At 51.7% G+C, this 25,976-nt stretch carries 45 protein-coding genes; 6 read left to right on the top strand and 39 right to left on the bottom strand.

Annotation, left to right across the window (positions count from 1 at the left end; genetic code table 11):
* The first annotated feature begins 392 nt into the window (after positions 1-392).
* Positions 393-935: a gamma carbonic anhydrase family protein gene (locus ABFX35_RS24000; protein ID WP_279028411.1), complete on the top strand. Its 543-nt coding sequence runs from the start codon at positions 393-395 to the stop codon at positions 933-935.
* Positions 936-971: 36 nt separating this feature from the next.
* Here the strand turns inward: ABFX35_RS24000 and aroE are convergent, their stop codons facing one another.
* Genes aroE through dprA form a run of 5 tightly spaced genes read right to left on the bottom strand, consistent with a single transcriptional unit; the run spans position 972 to position 4,509 of the window.
* Positions 972-1,790 carry a shikimate dehydrogenase gene (aroE, locus tag ABFX35_RS23995; RefSeq protein WP_346083221.1) on the bottom strand — a complete coding sequence of 273 codons (819 nt, stop codon included), beginning with the start codon at positions 1,788-1,790 and terminating at the stop codon, positions 972-974.
* Between the two features lie 15 nt (positions 1,791-1,805).
* Positions 1,806-2,363 carry an L-threonylcarbamoyladenylate synthase type 1 TsaC gene (gene tsaC / locus ABFX35_RS23990; protein ID WP_279028409.1) on the bottom strand — a complete coding sequence of 186 codons (558 nt, stop codon included), beginning with the start codon at positions 2,361-2,363 and terminating at the stop codon, positions 1,806-1,808.
* An 8-nt stretch (positions 2,364-2,371) separates the two neighbouring features.
* Complete coding sequence (locus tag ABFX35_RS23985; protein ID WP_095846821.1) at positions 2,372-2,917, bottom strand: DNA topoisomerase family protein; 546 nt, start codon at positions 2,915-2,917, stop codon at positions 2,372-2,374.
* Between the two features lie 25 nt (positions 2,918-2,942).
* A complete protein-coding gene (smg, locus tag ABFX35_RS23980; protein WP_095846820.1) occupies positions 2,943-3,416 on the bottom strand; it encodes a DUF494 family protein Smg in 474 nt (157 codons plus the stop codon).
* Positions 3,388-4,509, bottom strand: a complete 1,122-nt coding sequence (gene dprA, locus ABFX35_RS23975; protein ID WP_346083219.1) for a DNA-protecting protein DprA — start codon at positions 4,507-4,509, stop codon at positions 3,388-3,390. Before dprA ends, smg begins: the two co-directional genes overlap by 29 nt.
* Before the next feature lie 133 nt (positions 4,510-4,642).
* Between dprA and def the strand changes: the two genes are divergently transcribed.
* The 5 genes from def to mscL all read left to right on the top strand — a co-directional run bounded on the left by def (position 4,643) and on the right by mscL (position 9,463).
* Positions 4,643-5,152 (top strand): peptide deformylase, encoded by a 510-nt coding sequence (def, locus tag ABFX35_RS23970; protein WP_095846818.1) that lies wholly within the window; start codon positions 4,643-4,645, stop codon positions 5,150-5,152.
* Positions 5,153-5,168: 16 nt separating this feature from the next.
* Entirely contained in the window at positions 5,169-6,113 is a 945-nt protein-coding gene (gene fmt, locus ABFX35_RS23965; RefSeq protein ID WP_279028405.1) for a methionyl-tRNA formyltransferase, read from the top strand.
* A 74-nt stretch (positions 6,114-6,187) separates the two neighbouring features.
* Positions 6,188-7,474 (top strand): 16S rRNA (cytosine(967)-C(5))-methyltransferase RsmB, encoded by a 1,287-nt coding sequence (rsmB, locus tag ABFX35_RS23960; protein WP_279028403.1) that lies wholly within the window; start codon positions 6,188-6,190, stop codon positions 7,472-7,474.
* Between the two features lie 57 nt (positions 7,475-7,531).
* Positions 7,532-8,908, top strand: coding sequence for a Trk system potassium transporter TrkA (gene trkA, locus ABFX35_RS23955; RefSeq protein WP_346083217.1), 1,377 nt, complete (start codon positions 7,532-7,534; stop codon positions 8,906-8,908).
* Between the two features lie 138 nt (positions 8,909-9,046).
* Positions 9,047-9,463 (top strand): large-conductance mechanosensitive channel protein MscL, encoded by a 417-nt coding sequence (gene mscL, locus ABFX35_RS23950; protein WP_095846814.1) that lies wholly within the window; start codon positions 9,047-9,049, stop codon positions 9,461-9,463.
* A 52-nt stretch (positions 9,464-9,515) separates the two neighbouring features.
* Here mscL and ABFX35_RS23945 read toward each other — a convergent pair whose 3' ends face one another.
* From ABFX35_RS23945 to ABFX35_RS23780, 34 genes are all read right to left on the bottom strand, one after another.
* Positions 9,516-9,722, bottom strand: a complete 207-nt coding sequence (locus ABFX35_RS23945) for an alternative ribosome-rescue factor A (RefSeq protein ID WP_095846813.1) — start codon at positions 9,720-9,722, stop codon at positions 9,516-9,518.
* A gap of 90 nt (positions 9,723-9,812) precedes the next feature.
* Positions 9,813-10,235 (bottom strand): Zn(2+)-responsive transcriptional regulator, encoded by a 423-nt coding sequence (zntR, locus tag ABFX35_RS23940; RefSeq protein WP_346083216.1) that lies wholly within the window; start codon positions 10,233-10,235, stop codon positions 9,813-9,815.
* Positions 10,235-10,609, bottom strand: a complete 375-nt coding sequence (locus ABFX35_RS23935) for a DnaJ family domain-containing protein (protein WP_346083214.1) — start codon at positions 10,607-10,609, stop codon at positions 10,235-10,237. Before ABFX35_RS23935 ends, zntR begins: the two co-directional genes overlap by 1 nt.
* A gap of 148 nt (positions 10,610-10,757) precedes the next feature.
* Positions 10,758-11,147 carry a 50S ribosomal protein L17 gene (gene rplQ / locus ABFX35_RS23930; protein ID WP_004929726.1) on the bottom strand — a complete coding sequence of 130 codons (390 nt, stop codon included), beginning with the start codon at positions 11,145-11,147 and terminating at the stop codon, positions 10,758-10,760.
* A gap of 40 nt (positions 11,148-11,187) precedes the next feature.
* Positions 11,188-12,177 (bottom strand): DNA-directed RNA polymerase subunit alpha, encoded by a 990-nt coding sequence (locus ABFX35_RS23925; RefSeq protein WP_002919219.1) that lies wholly within the window; start codon positions 12,175-12,177, stop codon positions 11,188-11,190.
* A gap of 25 nt (positions 12,178-12,202) precedes the next feature.
* The gene (rpsD, locus tag ABFX35_RS23920) at positions 12,203-12,823 is read right to left on the bottom strand and encodes a 30S ribosomal protein S4 (protein WP_095846810.1); all 621 of its coding nucleotides are present in this window, start codon (positions 12,821-12,823) and stop codon (positions 12,203-12,205) included.
* Between the two features lie 30 nt (positions 12,824-12,853).
* Positions 12,854-13,243: a 30S ribosomal protein S11 gene (rpsK, locus tag ABFX35_RS23915; protein ID WP_004929731.1), complete on the bottom strand. Its 390-nt coding sequence runs from the start codon at positions 13,241-13,243 to the stop codon at positions 12,854-12,856.
* A gap of 16 nt (positions 13,244-13,259) precedes the next feature.
* Complete coding sequence (gene rpsM / locus ABFX35_RS23910; RefSeq protein ID WP_095846809.1) at positions 13,260-13,616, bottom strand: 30S ribosomal protein S13; 357 nt, start codon at positions 13,614-13,616, stop codon at positions 13,260-13,262.
* A gap of 147 nt (positions 13,617-13,763) precedes the next feature.
* A complete protein-coding gene (gene rpmJ, locus ABFX35_RS23905) occupies positions 13,764-13,880 on the bottom strand; it encodes a 50S ribosomal protein L36 (protein WP_095846808.1) in 117 nt (38 codons plus the stop codon).
* Positions 13,881-13,914: 34 nt separating this feature from the next.
* A complete protein-coding gene (gene secY / locus ABFX35_RS23900) occupies positions 13,915-15,246 on the bottom strand; it encodes a preprotein translocase subunit SecY (protein ID WP_095846807.1) in 1,332 nt (443 codons plus the stop codon).
* A 7-nt stretch (positions 15,247-15,253) separates the two neighbouring features.
* Positions 15,254-15,688: a 50S ribosomal protein L15 gene (gene rplO, locus ABFX35_RS23895; RefSeq protein WP_039991315.1), complete on the bottom strand. Its 435-nt coding sequence runs from the start codon at positions 15,686-15,688 to the stop codon at positions 15,254-15,256.
* A 3-nt stretch (positions 15,689-15,691) separates the two neighbouring features.
* Positions 15,692-15,871: a 50S ribosomal protein L30 gene (gene rpmD / locus ABFX35_RS23890; RefSeq protein ID WP_013573701.1), complete on the bottom strand. Its 180-nt coding sequence runs from the start codon at positions 15,869-15,871 to the stop codon at positions 15,692-15,694.
* A 6-nt stretch (positions 15,872-15,877) separates the two neighbouring features.
* The gene (rpsE, locus tag ABFX35_RS23885) at positions 15,878-16,378 is read right to left on the bottom strand and encodes a 30S ribosomal protein S5 (RefSeq protein ID WP_004956164.1); all 501 of its coding nucleotides are present in this window, start codon (positions 16,376-16,378) and stop codon (positions 15,878-15,880) included.
* Between the two features lie 14 nt (positions 16,379-16,392).
* A complete protein-coding gene (gene rplR / locus ABFX35_RS23880; protein WP_095846806.1) occupies positions 16,393-16,746 on the bottom strand; it encodes a 50S ribosomal protein L18 in 354 nt (117 codons plus the stop codon).
* Between the two features lie 9 nt (positions 16,747-16,755).
* Complete coding sequence (gene rplF / locus ABFX35_RS23875; RefSeq protein WP_346083211.1) at positions 16,756-17,289, bottom strand: 50S ribosomal protein L6; 534 nt, start codon at positions 17,287-17,289, stop codon at positions 16,756-16,758.
* A 14-nt stretch (positions 17,290-17,303) separates the two neighbouring features.
* The gene (gene rpsH / locus ABFX35_RS23870) at positions 17,304-17,696 is read right to left on the bottom strand and encodes a 30S ribosomal protein S8 (RefSeq protein WP_004846579.1); all 393 of its coding nucleotides are present in this window, start codon (positions 17,694-17,696) and stop codon (positions 17,304-17,306) included.
* Positions 17,697-17,729: 33 nt separating this feature from the next.
* Positions 17,730-18,035 (bottom strand): 30S ribosomal protein S14, encoded by a 306-nt coding sequence (gene rpsN, locus ABFX35_RS23865; protein ID WP_026741350.1) that lies wholly within the window; start codon positions 18,033-18,035, stop codon positions 17,730-17,732.
* A 13-nt stretch (positions 18,036-18,048) separates the two neighbouring features.
* Positions 18,049-18,588, bottom strand: a complete 540-nt coding sequence (gene rplE / locus ABFX35_RS23860) for a 50S ribosomal protein L5 (protein ID WP_095846804.1) — start codon at positions 18,586-18,588, stop codon at positions 18,049-18,051.
* Positions 18,589-18,602: 14 nt separating this feature from the next.
* The gene (gene rplX, locus ABFX35_RS23855; protein ID WP_117125826.1) at positions 18,603-18,917 is read right to left on the bottom strand and encodes a 50S ribosomal protein L24; all 315 of its coding nucleotides are present in this window, start codon (positions 18,915-18,917) and stop codon (positions 18,603-18,605) included.
* A 10-nt stretch (positions 18,918-18,927) separates the two neighbouring features.
* Positions 18,928-19,299: a 50S ribosomal protein L14 gene (gene rplN / locus ABFX35_RS23850; RefSeq protein WP_000613954.1), complete on the bottom strand. Its 372-nt coding sequence runs from the start codon at positions 19,297-19,299 to the stop codon at positions 18,928-18,930.
* 171 nt (positions 19,300-19,470) lie between these two features.
* Positions 19,471-19,725, bottom strand: a complete 255-nt coding sequence (gene rpsQ / locus ABFX35_RS23845; protein ID WP_095846802.1) for a 30S ribosomal protein S17 — start codon at positions 19,723-19,725, stop codon at positions 19,471-19,473.
* On the bottom strand, positions 19,726-19,917 hold the full coding sequence (gene rpmC, locus ABFX35_RS23840) for a 50S ribosomal protein L29 (RefSeq protein WP_015962144.1): 192 nt from the start codon (positions 19,915-19,917) through the stop codon (positions 19,726-19,728).
* Positions 19,917-20,327, bottom strand: a complete 411-nt coding sequence (rplP, locus tag ABFX35_RS23835; RefSeq protein ID WP_004956184.1) for a 50S ribosomal protein L16 — start codon at positions 20,325-20,327, stop codon at positions 19,917-19,919. Before rplP ends, rpmC begins: the two co-directional genes overlap by 1 nt.
* Positions 20,328-20,339: 12 nt before the next feature.
* Positions 20,340-21,038, bottom strand: a complete 699-nt coding sequence (gene rpsC / locus ABFX35_RS23830; protein ID WP_002919766.1) for a 30S ribosomal protein S3 — start codon at positions 21,036-21,038, stop codon at positions 20,340-20,342.
* Positions 21,039-21,055: 17 nt separating this feature from the next.
* Positions 21,056-21,388 (bottom strand): 50S ribosomal protein L22, encoded by a 333-nt coding sequence (rplV, locus tag ABFX35_RS23825; RefSeq protein WP_024912204.1) that lies wholly within the window; start codon positions 21,386-21,388, stop codon positions 21,056-21,058.
* Positions 21,389-21,402: 14 nt separating this feature from the next.
* The gene (rpsS, locus tag ABFX35_RS23820; protein ID WP_004929772.1) at positions 21,403-21,681 is read right to left on the bottom strand and encodes a 30S ribosomal protein S19; all 279 of its coding nucleotides are present in this window, start codon (positions 21,679-21,681) and stop codon (positions 21,403-21,405) included.
* A 14-nt stretch (positions 21,682-21,695) separates the two neighbouring features.
* Positions 21,696-22,520: a 50S ribosomal protein L2 gene (rplB, locus tag ABFX35_RS23815; protein ID WP_095846801.1), complete on the bottom strand. Its 825-nt coding sequence runs from the start codon at positions 22,518-22,520 to the stop codon at positions 21,696-21,698.
* 18 nt (positions 22,521-22,538) lie between these two features.
* Positions 22,539-22,841: a 50S ribosomal protein L23 gene (rplW, locus tag ABFX35_RS23810; protein WP_024912206.1), complete on the bottom strand. Its 303-nt coding sequence runs from the start codon at positions 22,839-22,841 to the stop codon at positions 22,539-22,541.
* Positions 22,838-23,443 carry a 50S ribosomal protein L4 gene (rplD, locus tag ABFX35_RS23805; RefSeq protein ID WP_095846800.1) on the bottom strand — a complete coding sequence of 202 codons (606 nt, stop codon included), beginning with the start codon at positions 23,441-23,443 and terminating at the stop codon, positions 22,838-22,840. Before rplD ends, rplW begins: the two co-directional genes overlap by 4 nt.
* A 10-nt stretch (positions 23,444-23,453) precedes the next feature.
* Positions 23,454-24,083, bottom strand: a complete 630-nt coding sequence (gene rplC, locus ABFX35_RS23800) for a 50S ribosomal protein L3 (protein WP_016538466.1) — start codon at positions 24,081-24,083, stop codon at positions 23,454-23,456.
* 32 nt (positions 24,084-24,115) lie between these two features.
* Positions 24,116-24,427: a 30S ribosomal protein S10 gene (gene rpsJ, locus ABFX35_RS23795; protein ID WP_001181005.1), complete on the bottom strand. Its 312-nt coding sequence runs from the start codon at positions 24,425-24,427 to the stop codon at positions 24,116-24,118.
* Between the two features lie 392 nt (positions 24,428-24,819).
* Positions 24,820-25,299, bottom strand: a complete 480-nt coding sequence (bfr, locus tag ABFX35_RS23790) for a bacterioferritin (protein ID WP_095846798.1) — start codon at positions 25,297-25,299, stop codon at positions 24,820-24,822.
* 74 nt (positions 25,300-25,373) lie between these two features.
* Entirely contained in the window at positions 25,374-25,568 is a 195-nt protein-coding gene (gene bfd, locus ABFX35_RS23785; protein WP_095846797.1) for a bacterioferritin-associated ferredoxin, read from the bottom strand.
* A gap of 130 nt (positions 25,569-25,698) precedes the next feature.
* Positions 25,699-25,976, bottom strand: a 278-nt coding sequence (locus ABFX35_RS23780; RefSeq protein WP_479724558.1) for an EF-Tu C-terminal domain-related protein, incomplete at its 5' end; no start/stop codon positions are given.

The following is a 25,976-nucleotide window of genomic DNA, read 5'->3' as shown; positions in this document are numbered from 1 at the left end:
GCTGGATATCGTCTTGTGAGTGCCCACACAGATTGTCTGATAAATTGTTAAAGAGCAATGAGTTACGAGACTTGGCTCGTTCACTCGAGGTGGCGTATATTACGCTTTCCTCTTTCAGAGTCAACCCTAAATTTCAGAATTTTCTCTTTTCTTCCCGGCCGCCTCGTGAAGTGAATCACTTGCGCCGTGTCGATGGAGGCGCATTATAGGGATCCGAATTTTTTGCACAACCCTTTTTTGATCTTTTCTTTCTGTTTGAACATTTCTGCACCCTTTCGAATGGATCTTATGCGATCCGCCCCGCACAGCGGTGGATCCGCCCGCACTATTGGTTGTAATTCCAACAGCAGTGGCTAGTATTTGCCGATAACATATTTCTTTTGGGGCTGACCATGTCTGAAGCAATACGTCCTTATCTTCATTATTTGCCCAAGATCGGGCAACGCGTCATGATCGATCCTTCCAGCGTTGTGATCGGTAATGTCGAATTGGCGGATGACGTCAGCGTCTGGCCGCTGGTTGCGATCCGCGGCGACGTTAACGCTGTTAGGATTGGCGCCCGCAGTAATATCCAGGACGGCAGCATACTCCATGTCACCCATCAATCTGCTCACAACCTGGAAGGGTTTCCGTTATTGATTGGCGAGAACGTCACCGTCGGGCACAAAGCAATGTTGCATGGCTGCACCATCGGCAACCGCGTATTAGTAGGAATGGGTTCTATTCTGCTGGACGGCGCCATTATAGAAGATGATGTCATGATTGGCGCCGGTAGCCTGGTAGCGCCGGGCAAGCGGCTAGCTTCAGGCTATCTGTATCTCGGTAGCCCTGCCCGGCAAGTGCGGCCGTTAACCCCGGAAGAGCTTGAAGGGCTGATTTACTCCGCCAATAACTATGTGCGTTGGAAAGACGACTATCTGTCGCAGGATATCTGAGCGTTACCCGTTCCTGGGGGGGAACGGGTAACGATGTTATACAGCCAATTCGTTGTGCAACTGCTGTAATACCGGTTCAATCTGCGGCATAACGCCATGCCAAATATGGAAAGAATGCGCCGCTTGGCCCACCAGCATACCCAGGCCATCCGCAAAATGCATGACCCCCTGCTGCTGCGCCCACGCCAGAAATGGCGTTAGCCCCGGCTGATAGAACATGTCATAACAGCGGCTTTGTGCGTTAACCACGTTGGTCGGTAATGCCGGCACCTCACCATGAATGCCGGAAGCCGTTGCATTGATCAGCAGATCAAAACCCCGCTGCGCCAGTTGGCTCATTGGCACCGCGCTGATTTCCCCTACGTGCCGGAAAGCCTGCGCCAATTCCTGGGCGCGGCTAAAAGTACGGTTGGTAATAGTAATGGCACAGCCAAAGGATAACAGCGGGAGTATCACGCCGCGGGCGGCACCGCCAGCGCCAATCAACAGGATACGATCGCCAGGCTGAATCAACCGCTGGTTTTGCAGATCGGTGAACAGGCCCACGCCATCCGTATTGTCTCCCAGTAAACGCCCATCAGCCAAAACCTTGATAGTATTTACCGCACCGGCCAACGCAGCACGTTCACTCAATTCATCCGCCATGGCATAAGCACGTTCTTTAAAGGGAACGGTGATATTCGCCCCTTTTCCGCCCGCGCCGACAAATGCCCGCAGTGACGCTTCAAAGTTGTCTAATGGCGCCAACACCGTGCCGTAATGATGTTCAATCCCGGTTTGCGCAGCAAACAGCGCATGAATACGCGGCGATTTACTGTGGCCGACAGGATTACCGAATACTGCAAACGTCGCCATACTCATTGATTACCTCTACCCCTGTCGGATTTGCTGCCCCGTTAAGGCATCGCGTATTTCTGAAGGATTCAGCCGGCCTCCCACGCTACCGGCCAATACCGGAAACGCCTGGCCAAACTGCAGCAAGACGTCTTCAGACGTGCGGCAAGGATCCTGACCACTGAGATTGGCACTGGTTGAAACCAGTGGTTTGTCATACTGGCGGCAAAGTTGCCGGACCAAAGGATGATCGCTAACGCGCACGGCCAACGAATTAAAACGCCCGGTAAGGAAACGTGGCGTTTCTGGCCGGGCTGGAATAACCCAAGTCACCGGCCCAGGCCAGGTGGCAAAAACGCGGGCCCGTTGCTGGTCATTCAGCGCACTGTCGTCAATATAAGGCAACAGCTGCGCATAATCTGCAGCGATCAGGATCAGCCCCTTTTCCCAAGGGCGCTGCTTCAGCGCCAACAAGGTATTAACCGCTTTTTCACTGTCAGGATCGCAACCCAGGCCGAATACGGCTTCTGTCGGGTAAGCAATAACCTGCTGATTACGCAGCATATCAATAATAGTGGTGAAGTCTGAGCTCATGGGGTCTTTTATTCTTGGGTCGCGACGGGTTTACCACACAGTTTACTGGCGCAATAGAGCACCATCCCCTTTGCAGTCCGCTTTTCCATCAGCAGTGGATAATGGCAATAGGCACATTCACCGGCAACCGGTTTAAAATTAAGCGCAAACTGACATTCGGGGTAGCGATCGCAGGAATGAAAAACTTTCCCGTAACGCGATTTGCGCTGTAGCAATTTCCCCTGGCCGCATTGCGGGCAGGTGATGCTGGTTTCGTCAGGTTTGTCTATCACCTCAGTATGATCGCACTGCGGGTAATTACTGCACCCAATAAACATACCATAACGCCCCTGGCGCAACAGCAACGTGGCCTGGCACTTCGGGCATTGCTGGCCATCCAGCACTTTCACAATATGGCCATCCGCCTGCGCCTTCAGCGGGCGAATATATTGGCATGCTGGGTATTGAGAACAACCGAGAAAAGGGCCGTGGCGACCACTGCGGATCACCAGTTCGGCCCCGCATTCCGGACATGGTTCATTTTGCCTGGCGGCAAAAATCGCTGTTTTTGTCATAACATCTTCTATGCGCGCTATCCGCTCAGTGCAGATAACCTTCGTTTACTTCAAACAACAGTTCTTCCATTTGCTGATATGCGCTTTCATATCCGGGGATATTAAACAGCACCATCAACACAACCCATTTCAGATCTTCGAGATCGAATTCCGTATTATCCAAGGCCATAACACGGTCAATGACCATTTCACGGGTCTCGAGGTTCAATACCTGAATCTGTTCAAGGAACAGGAGGAAACCACGGCAGCTGGCATCCAGACGCACGCTTTCTTCTTCCGTATAGATCCGCATTGCCAACGGATCGGCACCCATAAAATACGGTGCATTTTCGCCTTCCTGCAGATCTGCAAGTTTCTCAAGCCAATTCAACGCGTTGTAGATATCATCCCGATGAAACCCCGCCTCGGCGAGATCATCGGTCAGTTTATCCTGATCGACGCGCATCTCTGGTTCATTGTGGATATAAGTTTCAAATAAGTACATGAGTACGTCGAACATGGCTTGCCCTCCTTATCCGGACATAGCCGCCGGGTACAGCTGCGATCCATCCTGCTAACTCCAGATCGAGTAATTTGATTACCACCTCTGGCACAGGTTGGCCGGCACGTTCAGCGACGACGTCAACAGGTGTCACCTCATCTCCTACGTTAGCCAACACATCGGCAAATGGCAATTCAACTTCGGCTTCTGGCGAAGAAATAGTTGTTTTTTCGCTGACAGACAGCCAATTCAGCCCACTCCCCAACTGTTCGGCAATATCTTTCGGCTCGGTAATCAGGCTGGCGCCCTGTTGGATTAACCAGTGCGTTCCCCCGCTCATCGGGTTGCCAAGCGGCCCCGGCAGCGCGAAAACCTCCCGCCCCTGCTCCAACGCGCAGCGGGCGGTAATCAGCGAGCCGCTGCGCAGCGAGGCCTCCACCACCAGCACGCCCAGGCTTAAGCCGCTGATAATACGATTACGCCGCGGAAAATGATCCGCCAGCGGCGGATCGCTGACCAGGTGTTCAGAGATAACCGCCCCGCCTTGCGCCACGATGTGTTCAGCAAGGCGGCGATGACGGCGTGGATAGACATTTTCAAGGCCGCTGCCCAGCACGGCGATGGTCTGCCCTTCCGCTTCCAGCACGGCACGATGGCAGATACCGTCGATCCCCATAGCAAGGCCACTGGTCACGGTAAAACCGCAATGCACCAGCCCCGCGGCGAAGTAGCGCCCCCACTGTTCACCGTAATGGCTGTGATGACGGCTCCCGACCATGGCCACCTGCGGCTGCTGTAGCACCTGGCGATCGCCATTGACCAACAGCAGCAACGGCGCGTCATCGATTGCAGATAAACACTCGGGGTAAGCCGCATCCCCATAGACCAGCAGGTGGTGGCTAGGGGATTCCAGCCAGCGCAGCGTGGCGGAAAGATAGGCCGGCGGGATCTGGCGAAACTGGGCGCACTGCTGCGCATTCATCCCCAGCGCCGACAGCAAACGGTAGGGATCGCCGCCATCCGCAAGCAACTGCTTTAATACGCGGTATGACTGCACGACATCCATACCCCTCACGCAATGCATTCTCAGGCTGATTTCTTCCGGCAGCATCGGCAATCCCTCGCTGATATTGTTGGTATTATCAATTCGTGCAATTGGCTAACGATGCTGTCAATCAAGGCGGGAAATGTCTAGAATAGTGACTAAACTCTACTCTATCACTTGGATATAGATCTAAAGATATATGTCAGTATTGCAGGTATTACATTTCCCAGACGAGCGGCTGCGCAAAGTTGCGGCTCCGGTAAAAGAAGTTAATGCAGATATCCAGCGCATCGTGGACGATATGTTCGAAACCATGTACGCAGAGGAAGGCATTGGCCTGGCAGCAACACAGGTGGATATTCATCAGCGGATTATCGTCATTGATGTTTCTGAAAACCGTGATACTCCCCTGGTGCTGATTAATCCTGAACTGCTGGAAAAAAGCGGCGAAACCGGGATTGAAGAAGGCTGCCTGTCTATTCCTGAGCAGCGAGCTTTAGTGCCGCGTGCCGAAACCGTGAAAATCCGCGCGCTGGATCGCGAAGGCAAACAGTATGAGTTGGAAACCGATGGTCTGCTGGCCATCTGTATTCAGCATGAAATGGATCACCTGTTGGGGAAACTGTTTATTGACTACCTGTCGCCGCTAAAACGCCAGCGGATCCGCCAGAAACTGGAGAAGATGGCCAGGTTGCAAGCGCGCGCTTAACGAACAGGGAATCAACGTGTCTGACTCATTACGGATTATTTTCGCCGGCACCCCAGACTTTGCAGCGCGTCATCTTGACGCGCTGTTGTCGTCTGGACATCAGGTTGTCGGTATCTTCACCCAGCCCGATCGCCCTGCGGGTCGTGGCAACAAATTAACGCCCAGCCCGGTTAAAGTCCTGGCCGAACAGCACCAACTGCCGGTGTTCCAGCCAAAATCGCTGCGCCCGGAAGAAAACCAACAGTTGGTGGCCAATCTTCATGCGGATGTCATGGTCGTGGTGGCCTATGGCCTGATCCTGCCCAAAGCGGTGCTGGATATGCCGCGCCTGGGTTGCATCAACGTCCATGGTTCTCTGCTCCCCCGTTGGCGTGGCGCAGCCCCTATCCAGCGTTCCCTGTGGGCAGGCGACAGTGAAACCGGCGTGACCATCATGCAGATGGACGTCGGGCTTGATACCGGCGATATGATGCATAAGATCCCTTGCCCAATCGAAGCCACGGATACCAGCGCCACGCTATATGCCAAACTGGCCGAGCTGGGCCCGCAAGGCTTACTGACAACGCTGCAGCAATTGGCGGCGGGTACCGCGCAGCGTGAAGCGCAGGATGAAGCGCTGGCCACCTATGCAGAAAAGTTGAGCAAAGAAGAGGCCCGCCTGGACTGGAGCCTCTCCGCCGCGCAGTTGGAACGCTGCATCCGTGCGTTCAACCCGTGGCCGGTGAGCTACTTCACTATTGATGAGCAACCGGTAAAAGTGTGGAAAGCGGCCGTCATTGCCGGGCATAGCGATGCTGAGCCAGGCACGATAGTGCATGTAGATAAACACGGCATTCAGGTGGCGACTGCAGACGGTATCCTTAACCTGTTGCAACTCCAGCCCGCGGGTAAAAAACCCATGTCGGCGCAAGATCTACTGAACTCACGCCGCGAGTGGTTCACGCCCGGTAACCGGTTGTAGCCAACCAACTCTTCTCGCCCGGCCCTGTTTGCCGGGCGGTTTGTTTCTTCAATGCCGACGATCAGCTTTAGCCTATGAAAAACAATTACAATCTCCGCAGCATAGCGGCCAAAGCCATCGGCCAGGTGCTGGATCAGGGGCAGTCCCTGAGTGCGATCCTGCCCACATTGCAAAAAAACATTGCCGACAAAGACCGCGCATTGTTGCAGGAATTATGCTTTGGCACCCTGCGGGTGCTGCCGCAGTTGGAATGGTGCATCCAGCAACTGATGGCCAAACCTATGACCGGCAAGCAGCGCCCGCTGCACTATCTATTGATGGTCGGCATGTATCAATTGCTGTATACCCGGATACCGGCGCATGCGGTACTGGCAGAAACGGTCGAAGGTGCAGTAGCGTTAAAACGCCCTCAGCTCAAGGGTCTGATTAACGGCGTCTTGCGCCAGTTCCAGCGCCAGCAGGAAGCGTTACTGGCACGCGCGGCCAACAGTGATAGCCGCTACCTGCACCCAAGCTGGCTGCTTAAGCGCATCCAGCAGGCCTATCCGGAACAGTGGCAGCAAATCATCGACGCCAATAACCAGAAACCGCCTATGTGGCTGCGCGTAAACCGCCTGCACCATACCCGTGATGCTTATCTGGCGCTGCTGGAACAAAGCGGCATTGCCGCGCTGCCGCATGCGCAATACCCAGATGCCATATGTTTAGTCGCACCTTGTGCCGTGAACGATCTGCCTGGTTTCGCCGACGGTTGGATCACCGTACAGGATGCCTCCGCACAGCACTGCGTCGATCTGCTGGATCCGCAAGACGGCGAGCAGATCCTCGATCTTTGCGCCGCCCCCGGTGGCAAAACTACCCATATTCTGGAAGCGGCCAAGGCCCACGTCATGGCCGTTGATATTGATAAACAGCGCCTGAACCGGGTAAAAGAAAACCTACAGCGGTTACGCCTTAACGCTGAAGTGAAACTGGGCGATGGCTGCACGCCTGGCGCCTGGTGCGGTGAAAAACAATTTGACCGCATCCTGTTGGACGCGCCTTGCTCGGCCACCGGCGTCATCCGGCGCCATCCGGATATAAAATGGCTACGGCGTGACGGCGATATCGCCGAACTGGCCGGCCTGCAGGCGAAAATATTGGATGCCATTTGGCCGCATCTGAAGCGCCAGGGCGTGATGGTATATGCCACCTGTTCGATCCTGCCGCAGGAAAACAGTGAGCAAATTGCCGCTTTCCTGCAGCGCCATAGCGATGCCAAACTGATTGAAACTGGCGACAACACCCGGCCAGGGCGACAGAATTTGCCACACCCGGAGCAGGGGGATGGCTTCTTTTACGCTAAGCTCATTAAAATGTAACCCTTCCGGGTGCAGAGCCATGCATGCTTACCGTTGCAGTGTGAAACAGAGAACACGATGAAAATAATTATTCTTGGCGCGGGTCAGGTCGGTGGAACACTGGCAGAAAACCTGGTTGGCGAAAATAACGATATCACCGTGGTAGATACCGATTCCGACCGTTTGCGCCAGCTACAAGACAAATTCGATCTGCGCGTGGTGCCAGGGCATGGCTCCCACCCCAGGGTGCTGCGGGAAGCCGGCGCAGAAGACGCAGATATGCTGGTCGCGGTGACCAATTCGGACGAAACCAACATGGTGGCCTGCCAGATTGCCTATTCGTTGTTTAATACGCCGAATCGTATCGCCCGTATTCGCGCATCCGAATATATTCGCGAAGCAGATACGCTGTTCCAGCCGGAGGCCGTGCCGATTGACCACCTCATTTCGCCGGAACAGCTGGTTATCGATTATATTTATAAGCTAATCGAATACCCAGGGACGCTGCAGGTGGTTAACTTCGCCGAAGGTAAAGTCAGTATCGCGGCGGTAAAAGCCTATTACGGCGGCCCGCTGGTCGGCAATGCGCTTTCATCTCTGCGTGAACATATGCCGCACATCGATACCCGCGTGGCGGCTATTTTCCGCCAGGATCGGCCTATCCGCCCGCAGGGCTCGACCATTATTGAAGCCGGTGATGAAGTGTTCTTTGTCGCCGCATCCCAGCATATTCGGGCGGTAATGAGTGAACTGCAACGCCTGGAGAAACCCTACAAACGCATCATGATCGTCGGCGGCGGCAACGTGGGGGCAGGCCTGGCCGCCAGGTTGGAAAAAGCCTATAACGTGAAGCTGATTGAGCGTAATCAGCAACGGGCGGCAGAGCTGGCGGAGCAGTTGCACGACACCACCGTGTTTTATGGCGATGCGTCAGATCAGGAGTTGCTGGCAGAAGAACATGTCGAACAGGTTGATGTGTTTATCGCCATTACCAACGATGACGAAGCCAATATCATGTCGGCGATGCTGGCCAAACGCATGGGGGCCAAAAAGGTGATGGTGCTGATCCAACGCCGTGCCTACGTCGACCTGGTGCAGGGCAGCGTGATTGATATCGCAATCTCGCCGCAGCAGGCGACCATTTCCGCATTATTAGGCCATGTGCGCAAAGCCGATATTGTCAGCGTCTCCTCACTGCGTCGGGGGGTTGCTGAAGCCATCGAAGCCATCGCGCACGGTGATGAAACCACCTCAAAAGTGGTTGGCCGCATCGTTGAAGAAATCAAGCTGCCGCCTGGCACCACCATTGGCGCCATAGTTCGCGGTGACGATGTCATCATCGCCAACGGGAATAGCCGCATAGAGCAGGGCGACCACGTCATTATGTTTATTACCGATAAAAAATTTGTGCCGGATGTTGAACGCTTATTCCAGCCAAGTCCGTTTTTCCTTTAGCAGCGGGAAAAGGGCAGATATGTTTCTGCCGGCAACCTGTCTGCCATAGGAAAAGATAATAACTTTTCTGGCATGGCGTATGGCAAAGGGACATTGCTTTGTTAAACTTGTGTTGTTAATTTTGCAAGGAGTGTGTTTATGAGTATGTTGAAAGAGTTCCGCGAATTTGCCATGCGTGGCAACGTAGTTGATTTGGCAGTCGGTGTGATTATCGGCGCAGCGTTCGGTAAAATCGTTTCCTCGCTGGTTGCTGATATCATCATGCCGCCGCTGGGTTTATTGATTGGCGGCGTTGATTTCAAACAGTTCCATTTGGTATTACGCGAAGCACAAGGCAGTGTCCCCGCTGTCGTCATGAACTATGGCGTATTTATCCAAACCATTTTCGATTTTGTTATCGTCGCCTTTGCCATCTTTATGGCGATTAAATTAATGAATAAACTGCGCCGTAAGCAGGAAGATGAGCCAGCGCCAGCAGCACCACCTAAACCTTCCGCGGAAGAGAAACTGCTGACGGAAATCCGTGATTTGCTGAGCCAACAACAGTCCAAATAATCAGTAAAATCATTATGCAGAGGCCATCTTCGCGGATGGCTTTTTTTTATGCTTAAAACCAGAAAGGCAGTGGCAAATCATCGCCCGATCGCTTGCCACTGCCCTCCCAGTTCCCCCGTTTGCTGTGCTTCTCTTTACGGCGGTAGCTGCCTTTCCCTTTCGCGTTTGTTTCTACCCGCTGATGAAATAAAGGATCGTGCAGCAAGGCCTGAATGGCGTTATCCCGTATTTGGCCCCGGGTATGGCGATATTTTGTCATAGTAATACTCCAGTAAATAATCAGATGATATACCTCAGCGATCGTCCCGCTGATAGGCTAAAGCACCGGTGATTGAGCGCGGAATTATAATTAGCGGTTTATTTTATCACTGGCACCCTGCTCCAAAGCCTCCAGGATTGAACAATATTTGCTGGGATGAGCGCTGCCGCAGCAGGCATCGCTCAAACGCTTAAGTGATTCACGCATGCGCGTCAACTCGGATAGCTTCGTTTCAACCTCCTGCAAACGGGCATCAACAATCGACTTTGATTCCTGGCAGGTATGATGCTCTGGATCCACGCGGATCGATAACAACTCTGCGATGGTTTCCAGCGTAAACCCCAGTTGCTTAGCATAGCGTATAAAACGCAGGCGTTGTAAATCCTGTTCACTATACAAGCGGTATCCGCCTTCGGAGCGGCTGCCATGCAGCATCATACCCTGCTTTTCATAATAGCGAACCGTATCCGGTGTGACGTCAGCAAGCTTTGCCAACTGGCCTATCTTAAACATTACCTGTCCTCCGGGGTGAATTTCCCAGTCAGCGCCTGCTGATAGTCGCCATACAGAAAGTCGGTGCTCATGCCGGCTTGCCGCAGGCGCAGTTCTAACAGCGACATGCGTTTACTCAGCGCGGCATAGTCTGGGTGGGTGCTGTCTATTGTCTGCAGCAGATCGGCAACGGTTAATGCCTCTCTGCGATCTTCTAATTCTGGGGGTAAATAGCCGGCATTTTTCAGCAGCCGATAGCCGGCGCGCAATTCTTCAGGCACCGCACTGTCGTCATCAAGCTCAAGTGGTTTCCCCACGCCCGGCAAGTTATCAAACTCGCCTTTGGCCTGAGCGTCACGAATATGGCGCTCTGCCCATTCGTCTAGCAATCCCACAATATCATTCCTCAGCAGGCTGGATAGATAACGTTAGCATAGTAGATAGCAACAGGGATCTTAAGCCGCTCAATAGGAATAATGAATATTTACCAGACGATAGACGTAAAAAAACCGGGCAAGCCCGGTTTTTTTACGCGACTACAAATTACTCTGCAGTTGCTACTTCTGCTTGAGACTCAGCACGATCAACCAGCTCGATGTATGCCATCGGCGCGTTGTCGCCTGCGCGGAAGCCACACTTCAGAATGCGAGTGTAACCACCGGCACGGCTCGCGAAACGCGGGCCCAGCTCGTTAAACAGTTTTGCCACGATCTCGTTATCACGAGTACGTGCGAATGCCAGACGACGATTAGCTACGCTGTCGGTCTTGGCAAGAGTAATCAGCGGCTCAACAACGCGACGCAGCTCTTTCGCTTTTGGCAGGGTCGTCTTGATGATTTCATGACGAACCAAAGAGCCGGCCATGTTACGGAACATAGCCTGGCGGTGGCTGCTGTTACGGTTCAGTTGACGACCACTCTTACGATGGCGCATGACCTTATCCTTCTCAGTAAAACCTTAACCTGTGATCCGGTTACTCGTCAGCAATGCTTGCCGGCGGCCAGTTTTCCAGGCGCATGCCCAGAGACAGACCACGGGAGGCCAGCACGTCTTTAATCTCGGTAAGAGATTTTTTACCCAGGTTAGGCGTTTTAAGCAGCTCAACCTCGGTACGCTGTACCAGATCACCGATGTAGTGGATAGCTTCTGCCTTAAGGCAGTTAGCAGAGCGGACAGTCAATTCCAGATCGTCAACAGGGCGCAGCAGGATCGGATCGAATTCTGGTTTCTCTTCTTTTACTTCCGGCTGACGAACATCACGTAAGTCAACGAAAGCTTCCAGTTGTTCGGCCAGAATGGTTGCCGCACGGCGGATCGCCTCTTCAGGATCGATCGTGCCATTGGTTTCCATTTCGATTACCAGCTTGTCCAGGTCGGTACGCTGTTCTACACGCGCTGCTTCAACATTGTAGGCAATACGCTCTACAGGGCTGTAGCAGGCGTCAACCAACAGACGACCGATTGGGCGCTCATCTTCTTCCGAATGAATTCGGGCAGAAGCCGGCACATAGCCACGACCGCGCTGAACTTTGATACGCATGCTAATAGCAGCGTTCTCATCGGTCAGGTGGCAGATGACGTGTTGCGGCTTGACGATTTCGACATCACCATCATGGGTGATGTCGGCAGCGGTCACAGGGCCAATGCCAGATTTATTCAGGGTAAGAATAACTTCATCTTTGCCTTGAACTCTCACCGCCAGCCCTTTCAGGTTGAGCAGGATCTCCAGGATATCTTCCTGTACGCCTTCTTTGGTGCTGTACTCATGCAGTACACCATCAATCTCAACCTCGGTCACCGCGCAACCCGGCATAGATGAAAGCAGAATACGGCGCAGTGCGTTGCCAAGAGTATGGCCAAAGCCACGCTCTAACGGCTCAAGGGTCACCTTGGCGTGCGTCGAACTGACTTGCTCGATATCTACCAGGCGCGGTTTTAGAAACTCTGTCACAGAACCCTGCATTGTGTCCTCTCTTTGGTACTAAGCTTTACTTGGAGTAAAGCTCGACGATCAGGTGTTCGTTAATGTCCGCAGACAGATCGGTACGTTCAGGAATACGTTTGAACACACCTTCCATCTTAGCAGCATCAACTTCCAGCCAAGTCGGCTTTTCACGCTGCTCAGCCAGCTCCAGAGAAGCCTTAACACGAGACTGCTTTTTAGCTTTCTCGCGGATGCTGACTACGTCATTCGGAGATACCTGATAAGAAGCGATGTTAACAACGCGACCATTTACCATGATAGCTTTGTGGCTAACCAGCTGACGTGCTTCTGCACGCGTGGCGCCGAAGCCCATACGGTAAACAACGTTGTCCAGACGGCCTTCCAGCAGTTGCAACAGGTTTGCACCGGTGTTGCCTTTCAGGCGGGCTGCTTCTTTGTAATAGTTACGGAACTGACGCTCCAGAACACCGTACATACGGCGAACTTTTTGCTTTTCACGCAACTGGACACCGTAATCAGACAGACGCGGTTTACGCGCACCGTGCTGACCAGGTGCTTGTTCAATCTTACACTTGGAATCGATCGCGCGAACGCCAGACTTAAGGAACAGGTCTGTGCCCTCACGACGGCTCAGCTTGAGCTTAGGACCCAAATATCTTGCCATTTTCTTTCTCCAACAATCCTAAAAGCAGCGTTATACGCGGCGCTTTTTCGGCGGACGACAACCGTTATGAGGGATCGGAGTCACATCAGTAATGTTAGTGATGCGGAAACCAGCCGCGTTCAGAGCGCGGATAGTAGACTCACGACCAGGACCAGGTCCTTTAACCATAACTTCCAGGTTCTTGATACCGTATTCTTTTACAGCGTCAGCACAACGTTCAGCGGCAACCTGTGCTGCAAACGGAGTAGACTTACGAGAACCACGGAAACCGGAACCACCGGCAGTTGCCCAACCCAATGCATTACCCTGACGATCGGTAATGGTAACAATGGTGTTGTTAAAAGAAGCATGGATATGAGCCACGCCGTCAGAGACTTGCTTTCTTACACGCTTACGTGTACGAACAGGTGCCTTTGCCATTATTCAATCACCCCGATTATTTCTTGATCGGCTTACGCGGACCCTTACGGGTACGAGCGTTGGTCTTAGTACGCTGACCGCGAACTGGAAGACCACGACGATGACGCAAACCACGGTAGCAACCAAGATCCATCAGACGCTTGATGCTCAGGGTAACTTCACGACGCAAATCACCTTCAACGGTGAATTTAGCAACTTCGTCACGCAGCTTTTCGATTTGCTCTTCAGACAGCTCACTGATCTTAACATTTTCAGCAATACCCGCTGCAGCACAAATGGCCTGGGAACGAGTCTTACCGATGCCGAAGATCGCTGTTAATGCGATAACGGTATGTTTTTGATCAGGAATGTTAATGCCTGCTATACGGGCCACTATGCACTCCTACTATTTTATACGGCAACACCATTCTGAAAAGCCCGTTTTCAGGATACTCAAACAGCGTTGCAGTGACATAACAAAAGATTGGCTGGCTAATCTAGCCAGCTCAACCCAACTTTGCAAGAAAAATATGCGAGATAATCAGCCTTGACGCTGTTTATGCTTCGGTTCGACGCTGCAAATAACACGAACAACACCGTTACGACGAACGATTTTGCAGCCACGACATAATTTCTTGACGGAAGCACGAACTTTCATTTTTACTCTCCGTAACTTCTCAAACAAAACCCGACTAGCGGTTATAGCCTTTCAGGTTTGCTTTCTTCAATGCAGACTCGTACTGACTTGACATCATCAGAGTTTGCACTTGAGCCATAAAGTCCATGATGACGACAACCACGATCAGTAGCGAGGTACCACCAAAGTAGAATGGTACTTTCATTGCATCACGCATGAACTCCGGGATCAGGCAGATGAAAGTAATGTACATCGCGCCCACCAGGGTTAAACGCGTCATTACTTTATCGATGTACTTCGCCGTTTGTTCTCCCGGACGAATTCCTGGTACGAAGGCACCGGACTTCTTCAGGTTATCTGCCGTTTCACGCGGGTTGAAAACCAACGCCGTGTAGAAGAAACAGAAGAAGATGATTGCAGACGCATAGAGTAACACATAAAGCGGTTGCCCTGGCTGCAAATACAGCGAAATCGTTGTCAGCCAGTTCCAACCGGTACCGCCCCCAAACCAGGATGCAATCGTGGCTGGGAACAGAATAATGCTGGAAGCAAAGATCGCAGGAATTACGCCTGCCATGTTCACTTTCAACGGTAAGTGTGTGCTCTGTGCAGCATAAACGCGACGACCTTGTTGACGTTTCGCATAGTTAACGACGATACGGCGTTGACCACGTTCGATGAAAACAACGAAGAAGGTTACTGCAAACACCAATACTGCAACCAACAGCAACAGAAGGAAGTGCAGGTCGCCTTGCCGGGCTTGCTCAATAGTATGGCCAATTGCCGGCGGGAGCCCCGCCACAATACCTGCGAAGATAATGATCGAGATACCGTTGCCGATACCGCGTTCAGTAATCTGTTCACCCAGCCACATCAGGAACATTGTCCCGGTAACCAGGCTCACAACCGCAGTAAAGTAGAATGCAAAGCCTGGGTTTAACACCAGGCCCTGCATACCAGGCATATTCGGTAAACCGGTAGCAATACCGATCGACTGGAATATGGCCAATACCAGCGTACCGTAGCGGGTATACTGGCTAATCTTGCGACGGCCAGCCTCCCCTTCTTTCTTTATTTCCGCCAACGCAGGATGAACCACCGTTAGCAGTTGGATGATTATCGATGCCGAAATATACGGCATGATCCCCAACGCAAAGATAGAAGCACGGCTAAGGGCACCACCAGAGAACATGTTAAACATTTCAATGATAGTGCCTCTTTGCTGATCGAGCAATTTGGCAAGCACAGTGGCATCGATACCAGGAATCGGAATAAAAGAGCCGATACGGAAGACAATCAACGCGCCAATAACAAACAACAGTCTGCGCTTCAGCTCGCCGAGTCCGCCTTTAGCACTTTGAAAATCTAATCCTGGTTGCTTAGCCATCTGCTACTTATTCCTCAATTTTACCGCCAGCAGCTTCGATAGCAGCACGAGCGCCTTTGGTGACACGCAGACCACGCAGGGTAACCGGACGAGTGATTTCGCCAGAAAGCATAACTTTCGCGAATTCAATCTGGGTACCAACAACGTTAGCGGCTTTCAGCGTGTTCAGGTCGATTACGTCGCCTTCAATCAGAGCCAGTTCAGACAGACGAACTTCTGCCGTGATCATAGCTTTGCGAGAGGTGAAGCCGAATTTCGGCAAACGACGGTATAAAGGCATCTGACCACCTTCAAACCCGCGACGTACGCCACCGCCAGAACGAGACTTCTGACCTTTGTGACCACGGCCGCCGGTTTTACCCAGGCCAGAACCAATACCACGACCTACACGCTTCGGCGCATGCTTGGCACCTTCAGCCGGAGACAGAGTATTTAAACGCATCTGTTACTCCTCAACTTTAACCATGTAGGAAACCAGGTTGATCATACCGCGAACAGCAGGAGTATCCTCACGCTCTACGGTGTGACCAATGCGACGCAGACCCAGGCCGAGCAGAGTAGCTTTATGCTTCGGCAGACGGCCAATGGAACTGCGAGTTTGTGTTACTTTAATAGTCTTAGCCATGGTCAATTACCCCAGAATGTCTGCAACGGATTTACCACGCTTGGCAGCGACCATTTCAGGGGACTTCATATTTGCCAAAGCATCAATAGTTGCACGAACCACGTTGATCGGGTTGGTGGAACCATAAGCCTTAGCCAATACGTTATGAACCCCAGCGACTTCCAAAACGGCGCGCATTGCACCACCGGCGATGATACCGGTACCTTCGGAAGCCGGCTGCATGAACACACGAGAACCCGTGTGAGCACCTTTAACCGGGTGCTGCAGGGTGCCGCTGTTCAGCGCGACATTCATCATGTTGCGACGGGCTTTTTCCATCGCTTTCTGGATCGCTGCCGGAACTTCGCGTGCTTTGCCGTAGCCAAAACCAACGCGACCGTTACCATCACCAACAACAGTCAGTGCGGTAAAGCTGAAAATACGGCCACCTTTTACAGTTTTAGATACGCGGTTTACCGCGATCAGCTTTTCCTGCAGTTCGCCAGCTTGTTTTTCGATGTGAGCCATCTTAAACCTCTTCCTTAGAACTGAAGGCCAGCTTCACGGGCAGCATCTGCCAGTGCCTGGACTCGACCATGATATTGGAAACCGGAACGGTCAAAGGAAACATCTTTGATGCCCTTTTCCAACGCGCGTTCAGCGATAGCTTTACCTACTGCTGCTGCTGCGTCTTTGTTACCGGAGTACTTCAGTTGCTCAGTAATAGCTTTTTCTACAGTAGAAGCGGCTACCAGTACTTCAGAACCGTTGGAAGCAATAACCTGTGCGTAAATATGACGCGGGGTACGATGTACCACCAGGCGGGTTGCACCCAGTTCTTTGAGCTTGCGGCGTGCGCGGGTCGCACGACGGATACGAGCAGATTTCTTATCCATAGTGTTACCTTACTTCTTCTTAGCCTCTTTGGTACGCACGACTTCGTCGGCGTAACGGACACCTTTGCCTTTGTAAGGCTCAGGACGACGGTAGGCACGTATTTCCGCAGCAACCTGACCAACAGCCTGTTTATCAGCGCCTTTCAGCACGATTTCAGTCTGGCTTGGGCATTCAGCAGTAATACCTGCTGGCAGTTGGTGATCGATTGGATGAGAGAAGCCCAGGGCTAAATTCACCACGTTGCCTTTAACGGCAGCACGATAACCAACACCTACCAGTTGAAGCTTCCTAGAGAAGCCTTCGGTAACACCAATAACCATTGCGTTCAGCAGAGCGCGCGTGGTGCCCGCAAGGGCCCAAGCGTTTGCAAAACCTTCGCGCGGTGCGAAAGTCAGAGCATTAGCTTCTTGCTTCACTTCAACGGCGTCATGGACAGTACGAGTCAACTCGCCGTTTTTACCCTTAATCGAAATAACCTGACCGTTGAGTTTTACCTCTACGCCGGCAGGAATGACGACGGGTGCTTTTGCAACACGAGACATTCTTTCCTCCCGAATTAAGCTACGTAGCAGATAATCTCGCCACCAAGACCAGCCTGGCGAGCTGCACGATCGGTCATAACACCTTTAGAGGTAGAAACGACAGCGATACCCAAACCGGCCATAACTTTTGGCAGCTCATCTTTTTTCTTATAGATGCGCAGACCTGGGCGGCTGATACGCTGAATGCTTTCTACCACAGCTTTGCCCTGGAAGTACTTCAGTACCAGTTCCAGCACAGGCTTGGTGTCGCCTTCGATTTTGAAATCTTCAATGAAACCTTCTTCCTTCAGCACGTTGGCAATTGCCACTTTCAGCTTGGAGGAAGGCATGGTGACCGCAACTTTGTTCGCGGCCTGACCGTTACGGATACGGGTCAGCATATCCGCGATCGGATCTTGCATGCTCATCTGTCTTTACTCCCGTGATTCAATTGGTGACAATTACCAGCTAGCCTTTTTCAAGCCCGGAATTTCACCGCGCATAGCGGCTTCACGGACCTTGATACGGCTCAACCCGAACTTACGCAGGAAAGCGTGCGGACGGCCAGTTTGGCGGCAGCGATTACGCTGACGGGACGGGCTGGAATCACGCGGCAGAGTCTGCAGCTTGAGAACAGCATTCCAACGATCTTCATCGGAAGCGTTCACATCAGAGATAATAGCTTTCAGTTCAACGCGTTTTGCAAAGAACTTATCAGCTAACTTCACGCGTTTTACTTCGCGTGCTTTCATTGATTGCTTAGCCATCAGTAACCCTGCCTTACTTGCGGAACGGGAAGTTAAAAGCAGCCAACAATGCGCGGCCTTCATCATCAGATTTCGCAGTAGTGGTAATGGTAATATCCAAACCACGGACGCGATCGACTTTATCGTAGTCGATTTCTGGGAAGATGATTTGCTCACGCACACCCATGCTGTAGTTGCCACGACCGTCGAAAGACTTGGTGGACAAGCCACGGAAGTCACGGATACGTGGAACAGCAATGGAAATCAGACGCTCAAAGAACTCCCACATGCGTTCGCCACGCAGAGTTACTTTACAGCCGATCGGATAGCCCTGGCGGATTTTGAAGCCTGCAACAGATTTGCGTGCTTTGGTGATCAGCGGTTTTTGACCGGAGATTGCTGCCAAATCAGCTGCTGCGTTATCCAGCAGTTTTTTGTCAGCGATCGCTTCACCAACACCCATATTCAGGGTGATCTTCTCGACCCGAGGGACTTGCATGACAGAATTGTAGTTAAACTGAGACATCAGTTGTTTAACTACCTCGTCTTTGTAGTAATCATGCAGTTTCGCCATCGTATTACTCCAAATTACTTGATAGTTTCGCTGTTAGATTTGAAGAAACGGACTTTTTTGCCGTCTTCGAATCTAAAGCCTACACGGTCAGCCTTGCCGGTTGCCGCGTTGAAGATAGCAACGTTAGAAACCTGAATTGCAGTTTCTTTTTCAACGATGCCGCCTGGTTGGTTCAGGGCCGGAACAGGCTTCTGATGTTTTTTAACCAGGTTGATACCTTCAACAATGACCTTACCAGAAGACAGGACATTTTTTACTTTACCGCGTTTACCTTTATCTTTCCCGGTAAGCACGATAACTTCGTCATCACGACGGATTTTCGCTGCCATGGTTCGCTCCTTAGAGTACTTCTGGTGCCAGAGAGATAATTTTCATGAACTTCTCATTACGCAGTTCACGAGTTACCGGCCCAAAAATACGCGTACCGATGGGTTGCTCGCTGTTATTGTTCAAAATAACGCATGCATTACCATCGAAGCGAATGACAGAACCGTCCGGGCGACGTACACCCTTCTTGGTGCGCACCACTACCGCCTTCAGCACATCGCCTTTCTTCACCTTACCGCGAGGAATTGCTTCCTTGATGGTAATTTTGATGATGTCGCCGACGCCTGCGTAGCGACGGTGCGAGCCACCTAGAACCTTGATACACATTACGCGACGTGCACCGGAGTTGTCGGCGACGTTCAGCATAGTCTGTTCTTGGATCATTTTAGTGCTCCGCTAATGTCAACTACTACTTTAAAGACCCAAGTAATTTAGGCCGTTGAAAAGCCCCATAACCAAGGGCGCAGCATTATAACACCACATCCCGGGCATGGGTAGAAAAAATAAACGGCTCATGGGTTGAGCCGTTTATTAAGTTAGAGAGAGCTCACTCTATTACAGAATTGCTTTCTCTACAACGCGAACCAACGTCCAGGATTTGCTCTTGGACAGTGGGCGGCATTCGCGGATTTCCACCACGTCGCCGATACCACATTCGTTGTTCTCGTCATGTACGTGCAATTTAGTCGTACGTTTGATGAATTTCCCGTAGATCGGGTGCTTCACCGTACGTTCGATAGCAACAACAATGGATTTCTCCATTTTGTCGCTAACAACACGACCTTGCAGAGTACGGATAATATCAGTCATTTACGCACCCGCCTTTTCAGTCAGTAAAGTCTTAACGCGTGCGACATCACGACGCACTTGTTTCAACAGGTGAGTTTGTTGCAGCTGGCCACTCGCCGCCTGCATGCGCAAGTTGAATTGCTCACGCAGCAGGTTGAGCAGCTCAGTGTTCAGCTCTTCAACGCTTTTTTCACGCAGCTCTTGTGCTTTCATTACATCACCGTCTTAGTTACAAAGGTGGTTTTGATCGGCAGTTTCGCTGCTGCCAGCTTGAATGCCTCACGGGCCAGCTCTTCCGGCACACCGTCCATTTCGTACAGGACTTTACCAGGCTGGATCAGGGCAACCCAATACTCTACGTTACCCTTACCTTTACCCATACGCACTTCGAGCGGCTTCTCGGTGATCGGTTTGTCCGGGAATACACGGATCCAGATCTTACCTTGACGCTTAACTGCACGAGTCATTGCACGACGAGCTGCTTCGATTTGACGAGCAGTCAGACGGCCACGGCCAACAGCTTTCAGACCGAAAGTGCCGAAGCTAACATCCGTACCCTGCGCCAGACCACGGTTGCGGCCTTTATGCATCTTACGGAATTTTGTACGCTTTGGTTGTAACATCAGCGACTCTCCTTACTTGCGGCCTTTACGCTGCTGCTTTTTAGGTTGAGCAGCCGGTTCCGGTTGTTCAACTGCAGCCATACCACCCAGGATCTCACCTTTGAAGATCCATACCTTAACGCCGATTACACCATAAGTGGTGTGTGCTTCAGACGTGTTGTAATCGATATCCGCACGCAGAGTATGCAACGGAACACGACCTTCACGGTACCATTCGGTACGCGCGATTTCAGCACCGCCAAGACGGCCGCTTACTTCAACTTTGATGCCTTTAGCGCCAAGACGCATGGCGTTCTGTACAGCACGTTTCATAGCACGACGGAACATAACGCGACGTTCCAGCTGTGAAGTGATGCTGTCAGCAACCAATTTTGCGTCCAGTTCCGGTTTACGGACTTCGGCGATGTTGATCTGTGCAGGAACGCCAGCGATATCCGCTACGACCTTACGCAGTTTTTCGACGTCTTCACCTTTCTTGCCGATAACGATGCCTGGACGAGCGGTGTGAATGGTCACACGGATGCTCTTCGCAGGACGTTCGATAACGATGCGAGAAACGGAAGCCTTCGCCAGTTCCTTGGTCAGGAATTGACGAACTTTAAAGTCGCTGTCCAGGTTGTCAGCGAATTCTTTGGTATTCGCGAACCAGGTAGAGTTCCAAGGTTTGACAATACCCAGGCGAATACCATTAGGATGTACTTTCTGACCCATTGCTAGTCTCCAGAGTCTCAGCGATCGGACACAACCACAGTGATGTGGCTGGTGCGCTTCAGAATGCGATCTGCACGACCTTTTGCACGCGGCATAATGCGCTTCATGCTAGGGCCTTCGTCTACGAAGATTTTCGCGACTTTCAGATCATCGATGTCAGCGCCATCGTTGTGTTCTGCGTTAGCAATGGCAGACTCCAGCACTTTCTTAACCAGACCAGCAGCTTTCTTGTTGGTGTAGGTCAGAGTTTCCAGAGCTTGCGACACTTTCTTACCGCGGATCAGGTCAGCAACAAGGCGAACCTTCTGAGCAGAAGAACGAGCGTGGCGATGTTTAGCGATAGTTTCCATCTCTTCCTCCTACCTTAGCGCTTTTTAGCTTTTTTATCAGCCGCATGGCCGCGATAAGTACGAGTCGGCGCGAATTCACCCAGTTTGTGACCGACCATTTCGTCGGAAACAAAGACTGGTACGTGCTGACGACCATTATGGACAGCGATGGTCAAACCGATCATGTTAGGAAAGATCGTTGAACGACGGGACCAAGTGCGCAAAGGCTTCTTGTCACCGCTTTCCACCGCTTTCTCTACCTTCTTCAGCAAGTGCAGGTCAATAAAAGGACCTTTCTTGAGAGAACGTGGCATGGCTTATCCTCTAATTATTTTTTACTACGGCGACGTACGATGAACTTGTCAGTACGCTTGTTGCTACGGGTCTTCTTACCTTTGGTCTGAACGCCCCACGGAGAAACCGGGTGCTTACCAAAGTTACGACCTTCACCACCACCGTGCGGGTGATCGACTGGGTTCATCGCCGTACCGCGAACGGTAGGACGAACACCACGCCAACGTGCAGCACCTGCTTTACCCAGGACGCGCAGCATGTGTTCAGCATTACCGACTTCACCCAAGGTGGCGCGGCAATCAGCTTGCACTTTACGCATTTCGCCGGAGCGCAGACGCAGAGTTACGTAGGAACCATCACGAGCAACGATCTGAACGTATGCACCGGCAGAACGCGCCAACTGGCCGCCTTTACCTGGTTTCATTTCTACGTTATGAACCGTTGAACCTACTGGGATGTTGCGCATTGGCAGGGTGTTACCTGCTTTAATAGCAGCATCAACGCCAGATTGAATCTGGTCACCAGCTTTCAGGCCTTTCGGCGCCAGGATGTAACGGCGTTCGCCGTCTTTGTACAGAACCAGCGCGATGTTCGCGGAACGGTTCGGATCGTACTCCAGGCGTTCAACCACAGCCGGGATACCGTCTTTGTTGCGTTTAAAGTCAACAATACGATAAGCCTGCTTGTGACCACCACCGATATGACGGGTAGTGATACGGCCATTGTTGTTACGACCACCGCTTTTGCTCAGTTTTTCCAGCAGCGGGGCATAAGGTTTACCCTTGTGCAGCTCAGGGTTAACCACTTTAACAACGTGGCGACGACCCGGAGATGTAGGTTTACATTTAACAATTGCCATTGTTCTTACTCCTCCGACTTACTCTGCGCCGCCGATGAAGTCCAGATTCTGGCCTTCTTTCAGGGTGACGTAAGCTTTTTTCCAGTCGCTACGACGACCAACACGCTGACCGTGACGTTTCACTTTCCCTTTCACTACCAGGGTGTTCACGTCTTCGACTTCGACTTCAAACAGTTTCTGCACTGCAGCTTTGATTTCTGCTTTGGTCGCGTCTTTGGCAACTTTGAGAACGATGGTGTTGCTTTTTTCCATCGCAGTGGATGCTTTTTCAGATACGTGCGGTGCACGCAGCACTTTCAGCAAACGTTCTTCACGGATCATGCCAGCATCTCCTCAACTTGCTTCACAGCATCAGCAGTCATAACCACTTTGTCGAAGGCGATCAGGCTAACTGGATCGATACCTGCTACATCGCGCACATCAACCTTGTACAGGTTACGGGCGGCCAGGAACAGATTCTCGTCGACTTCGCCGGTTACAATCAGCACGTCTTCCAGGGCCATATCTTTCAGTTTCTGTGCCAGCAGCTTGGTTTTAGGTGCTTCAACAGAGAACTTCTCGACAACGATCAGACGATCTTGACGTACCAGCTCGGACAGGATGCTTTTCAGCGCGCCGCGGTACATCTTTTTGTTTACTTTCTGACTGTGGTCCTGTGGCTTAGCAGCGAAGGTTACGCCACCGGAACGCCAGATCGGGCTCTTGATAGAACCTGAACGCGCACGGCCGGTACCTTTCTGACGCCATGGTTTCTTACCGGAACCAGTCACTTCAGCACGGGTCTTCTGAGCACGAGTACCTTGACGGGCACCTGCTGCGTAAGCAACAACAACCTGATGTACCAGCGCTTCGTTGAAATCACGACCGAAGGTAGTTTCGGAAACAGTCAGCGCGCTCTGCGCGTCTTTCAATACTAATTCCATTGCTATCCCCTTACGCCTTCACAGCTGGTTTAACGATCAGGTCGCTACCGGTTGCACCCGGGACAGCACCTTTAACCAGCAGCAGGTTGCGCTCAGCGTCAACACGTACTACGTCCAGGCTCTGAACGGTTACACGTTCGTTACCCAGCTGACCTGCCATTTTCTTGCCTTTGAACACTTTGCCCGGAGTCTGGTTCTGACCGATAGAACCCGGAACGCGGTGAGACAAGGAGTTACCGTGGGTAGCGTCCTGGGTACGGAAGTTCCAGCGCTTAACGGTACCTGCGAAACCTTTACCTTTAGAGGTGCCAGTTACGTCAACTTTTTTAACTTCAGCAAACAGCTCAACGCTAATGTCCTGACCTACGGTGAACTCTTCGCCTTCTGCAAGACGGAATTCCCACAGACCACGGCCAGCTTCAACGCCAGCTTTAGCGAAGTGACCCGCTTCAGGTTTGGTTACACGGTTAGCTTTTTTAGCACCAGTGGTAACCTGAACTGCACGGTAGCCATCGTTAGCCAGATCTTTAACCTGAGTAACGCGGTTTGCTTCAACTTCGATTACGGTTACTGGGATAGAAACGCCATCTTCAGTGAAGATACGGGTCATACCCACTTTTTTACCGACTAAACCAATCATTGTTTCAACCTCTCAATCGCTCAATGACCTGATTAACCCAGGCTGATCTGCACGTCTACACCGGCAGCCAGATCCAGACGCATCAGAGCATCAACGGTTTTCTCGGTTGGCTCAACGATGTCAACCAGACGCTTGTGAGTGCGGATTTCGTACTGATCGCGCGCATCTTTGTTGACGTGCGGAGAGATCAGAACGGTAAAGCGCTCTTTGCGGGTCGGCAGCGGGATCGGACCACGGACTTGCGCACCAGTGCGCTTAGCAGTCTCGACGATTTCCGCAGTTGATTGATCGATCAGACGATGATCAAACGCTTTCAGGCGGATACGGATTCTTTGGTTCTGCATGAGACCAGAGCTCCAATTATTTTATAAACGTAAATAATTACTCCTCACACCCATTTCGATTGATGGGGGAGTGTAATCGTCAACATATAACCCCCATATCGGGAGTATTGTTCGAAAAGCAGAAAGTGCCTGCCAATCGACTGATTCGCTAAAATCAGGCTTACCAAGATTAGGTAAGCCCGCGCATTATACGCAAAATGAGCGTGGAAGCAAGCCGCAGTTGAAAATATGCGCAAAATATCGCTAAGTTAGCAATTATCCCCTCTTCTCCCTGGCCGACACGGCCTGGCAGGAAGCAGAGAGGGAATTGAAGGCGGGCGGGTTGGTGTAGTGCGGAGATAGGCATAGCCCCCTTCCTGATAAAAGCGACGGGGGCTCAAAACGAGTGAAAACTAATCTTTGCGTTCCAGTACCTGGGCTTGCGCATAGTTTTGGATACCCAAGCGCTGGATCAAATCCAACTCGGTTTCCAGCCAGTCGATGTGTTCTTCTTCATCGGCCAGAATATCCAGCATCAAATCGCGGCTCACATAGTCATGAATGGAATCAGCATAGGCGATACCTTCGCGCAGAGCCTTCGCGCCGTCCAATTCCAGCAACAGATCAGACTTCAGCATTTCCTCGACGTCTTCACCAATATTCAACTTGCCAAGATCCTGCAGATTCGGCAGCCCTTCCAGAAACAGGATGCGCTCAATATAGCGATCGGCGTGCTTCATCTCATCGATGGACTCGTGGTATTCCTTATCGTTTAGGCGCAGAAGCCCCCAGTTTTTAAACATTCGGGCATGCAGGAAATACTGATTGATGGCAACCAGCTCGTTACCGAGCAGTTTATTGAGATGTGCAATGAGTTTTTTATCGCCTTTCATAGGTTATCCCTCCTGACACAGTTCTAAAAGTGTAGAAGCTGTAAGCCAAGAGTCAAAAAATAACCTTACTTTTGTTAGGCAACTTTATGCATATGAATAACGGTGGCGTTTTCCTCCATCATAATCTGTCTTGCCTGGCGAATGCATTTCCCACAATCGGTGCCAATCGGCACAAGGTCACGCAGCTGTTTCATTGTGTGGGGATTGTGCTGACGAACGGCCTTACGGATGGCATTATCAGTCACGGCATTGCACAAACATACGTACATAGATAACTCACTTTTTAACCAATGAGCTAATTCTAAATAGGAATGCTTTTTATTTCAATTAAGATTTAACGGATTTCCCATAAAAAAAGGGCACCAAAGTGCCCTTTTTATGAAGCTGTATTATTCGCGATTAAGCGATAACTTTAGCAACAACGCCCGCGCCTACGGTACGGCCGCCTTCACGGATGGCGAAACGCAGACCGTCGTCCATCGCGATTGGGTGGATCAGGGTAACAACCATTTTGATGTTGTCGCCTGGCATTACCATTTCCACGCCTTCCGGCAGTTCGATGGTACCGGTCACGTCAGTCGTACGGAAGTAGAACTGTGGACGGTAGCCTTTGAAGAACGGAGTATGACGGCCGCCTTCATCTTTGCTCAGAATGTACACTTCAGATTCGAACTGGG

Source organism: Gibbsiella dentisursi, from assembly GCF_039539505.1.
In the GTDB taxonomy this organism is placed as follows: domain Bacteria; phylum Pseudomonadota; class Gammaproteobacteria; order Enterobacterales; family Enterobacteriaceae; genus Gibbsiella; species Gibbsiella quercinecans.
Note: the sequence above shows the minus strand (reverse complement) of the source record. Positions and strands in the feature narration are given on the sequence as shown.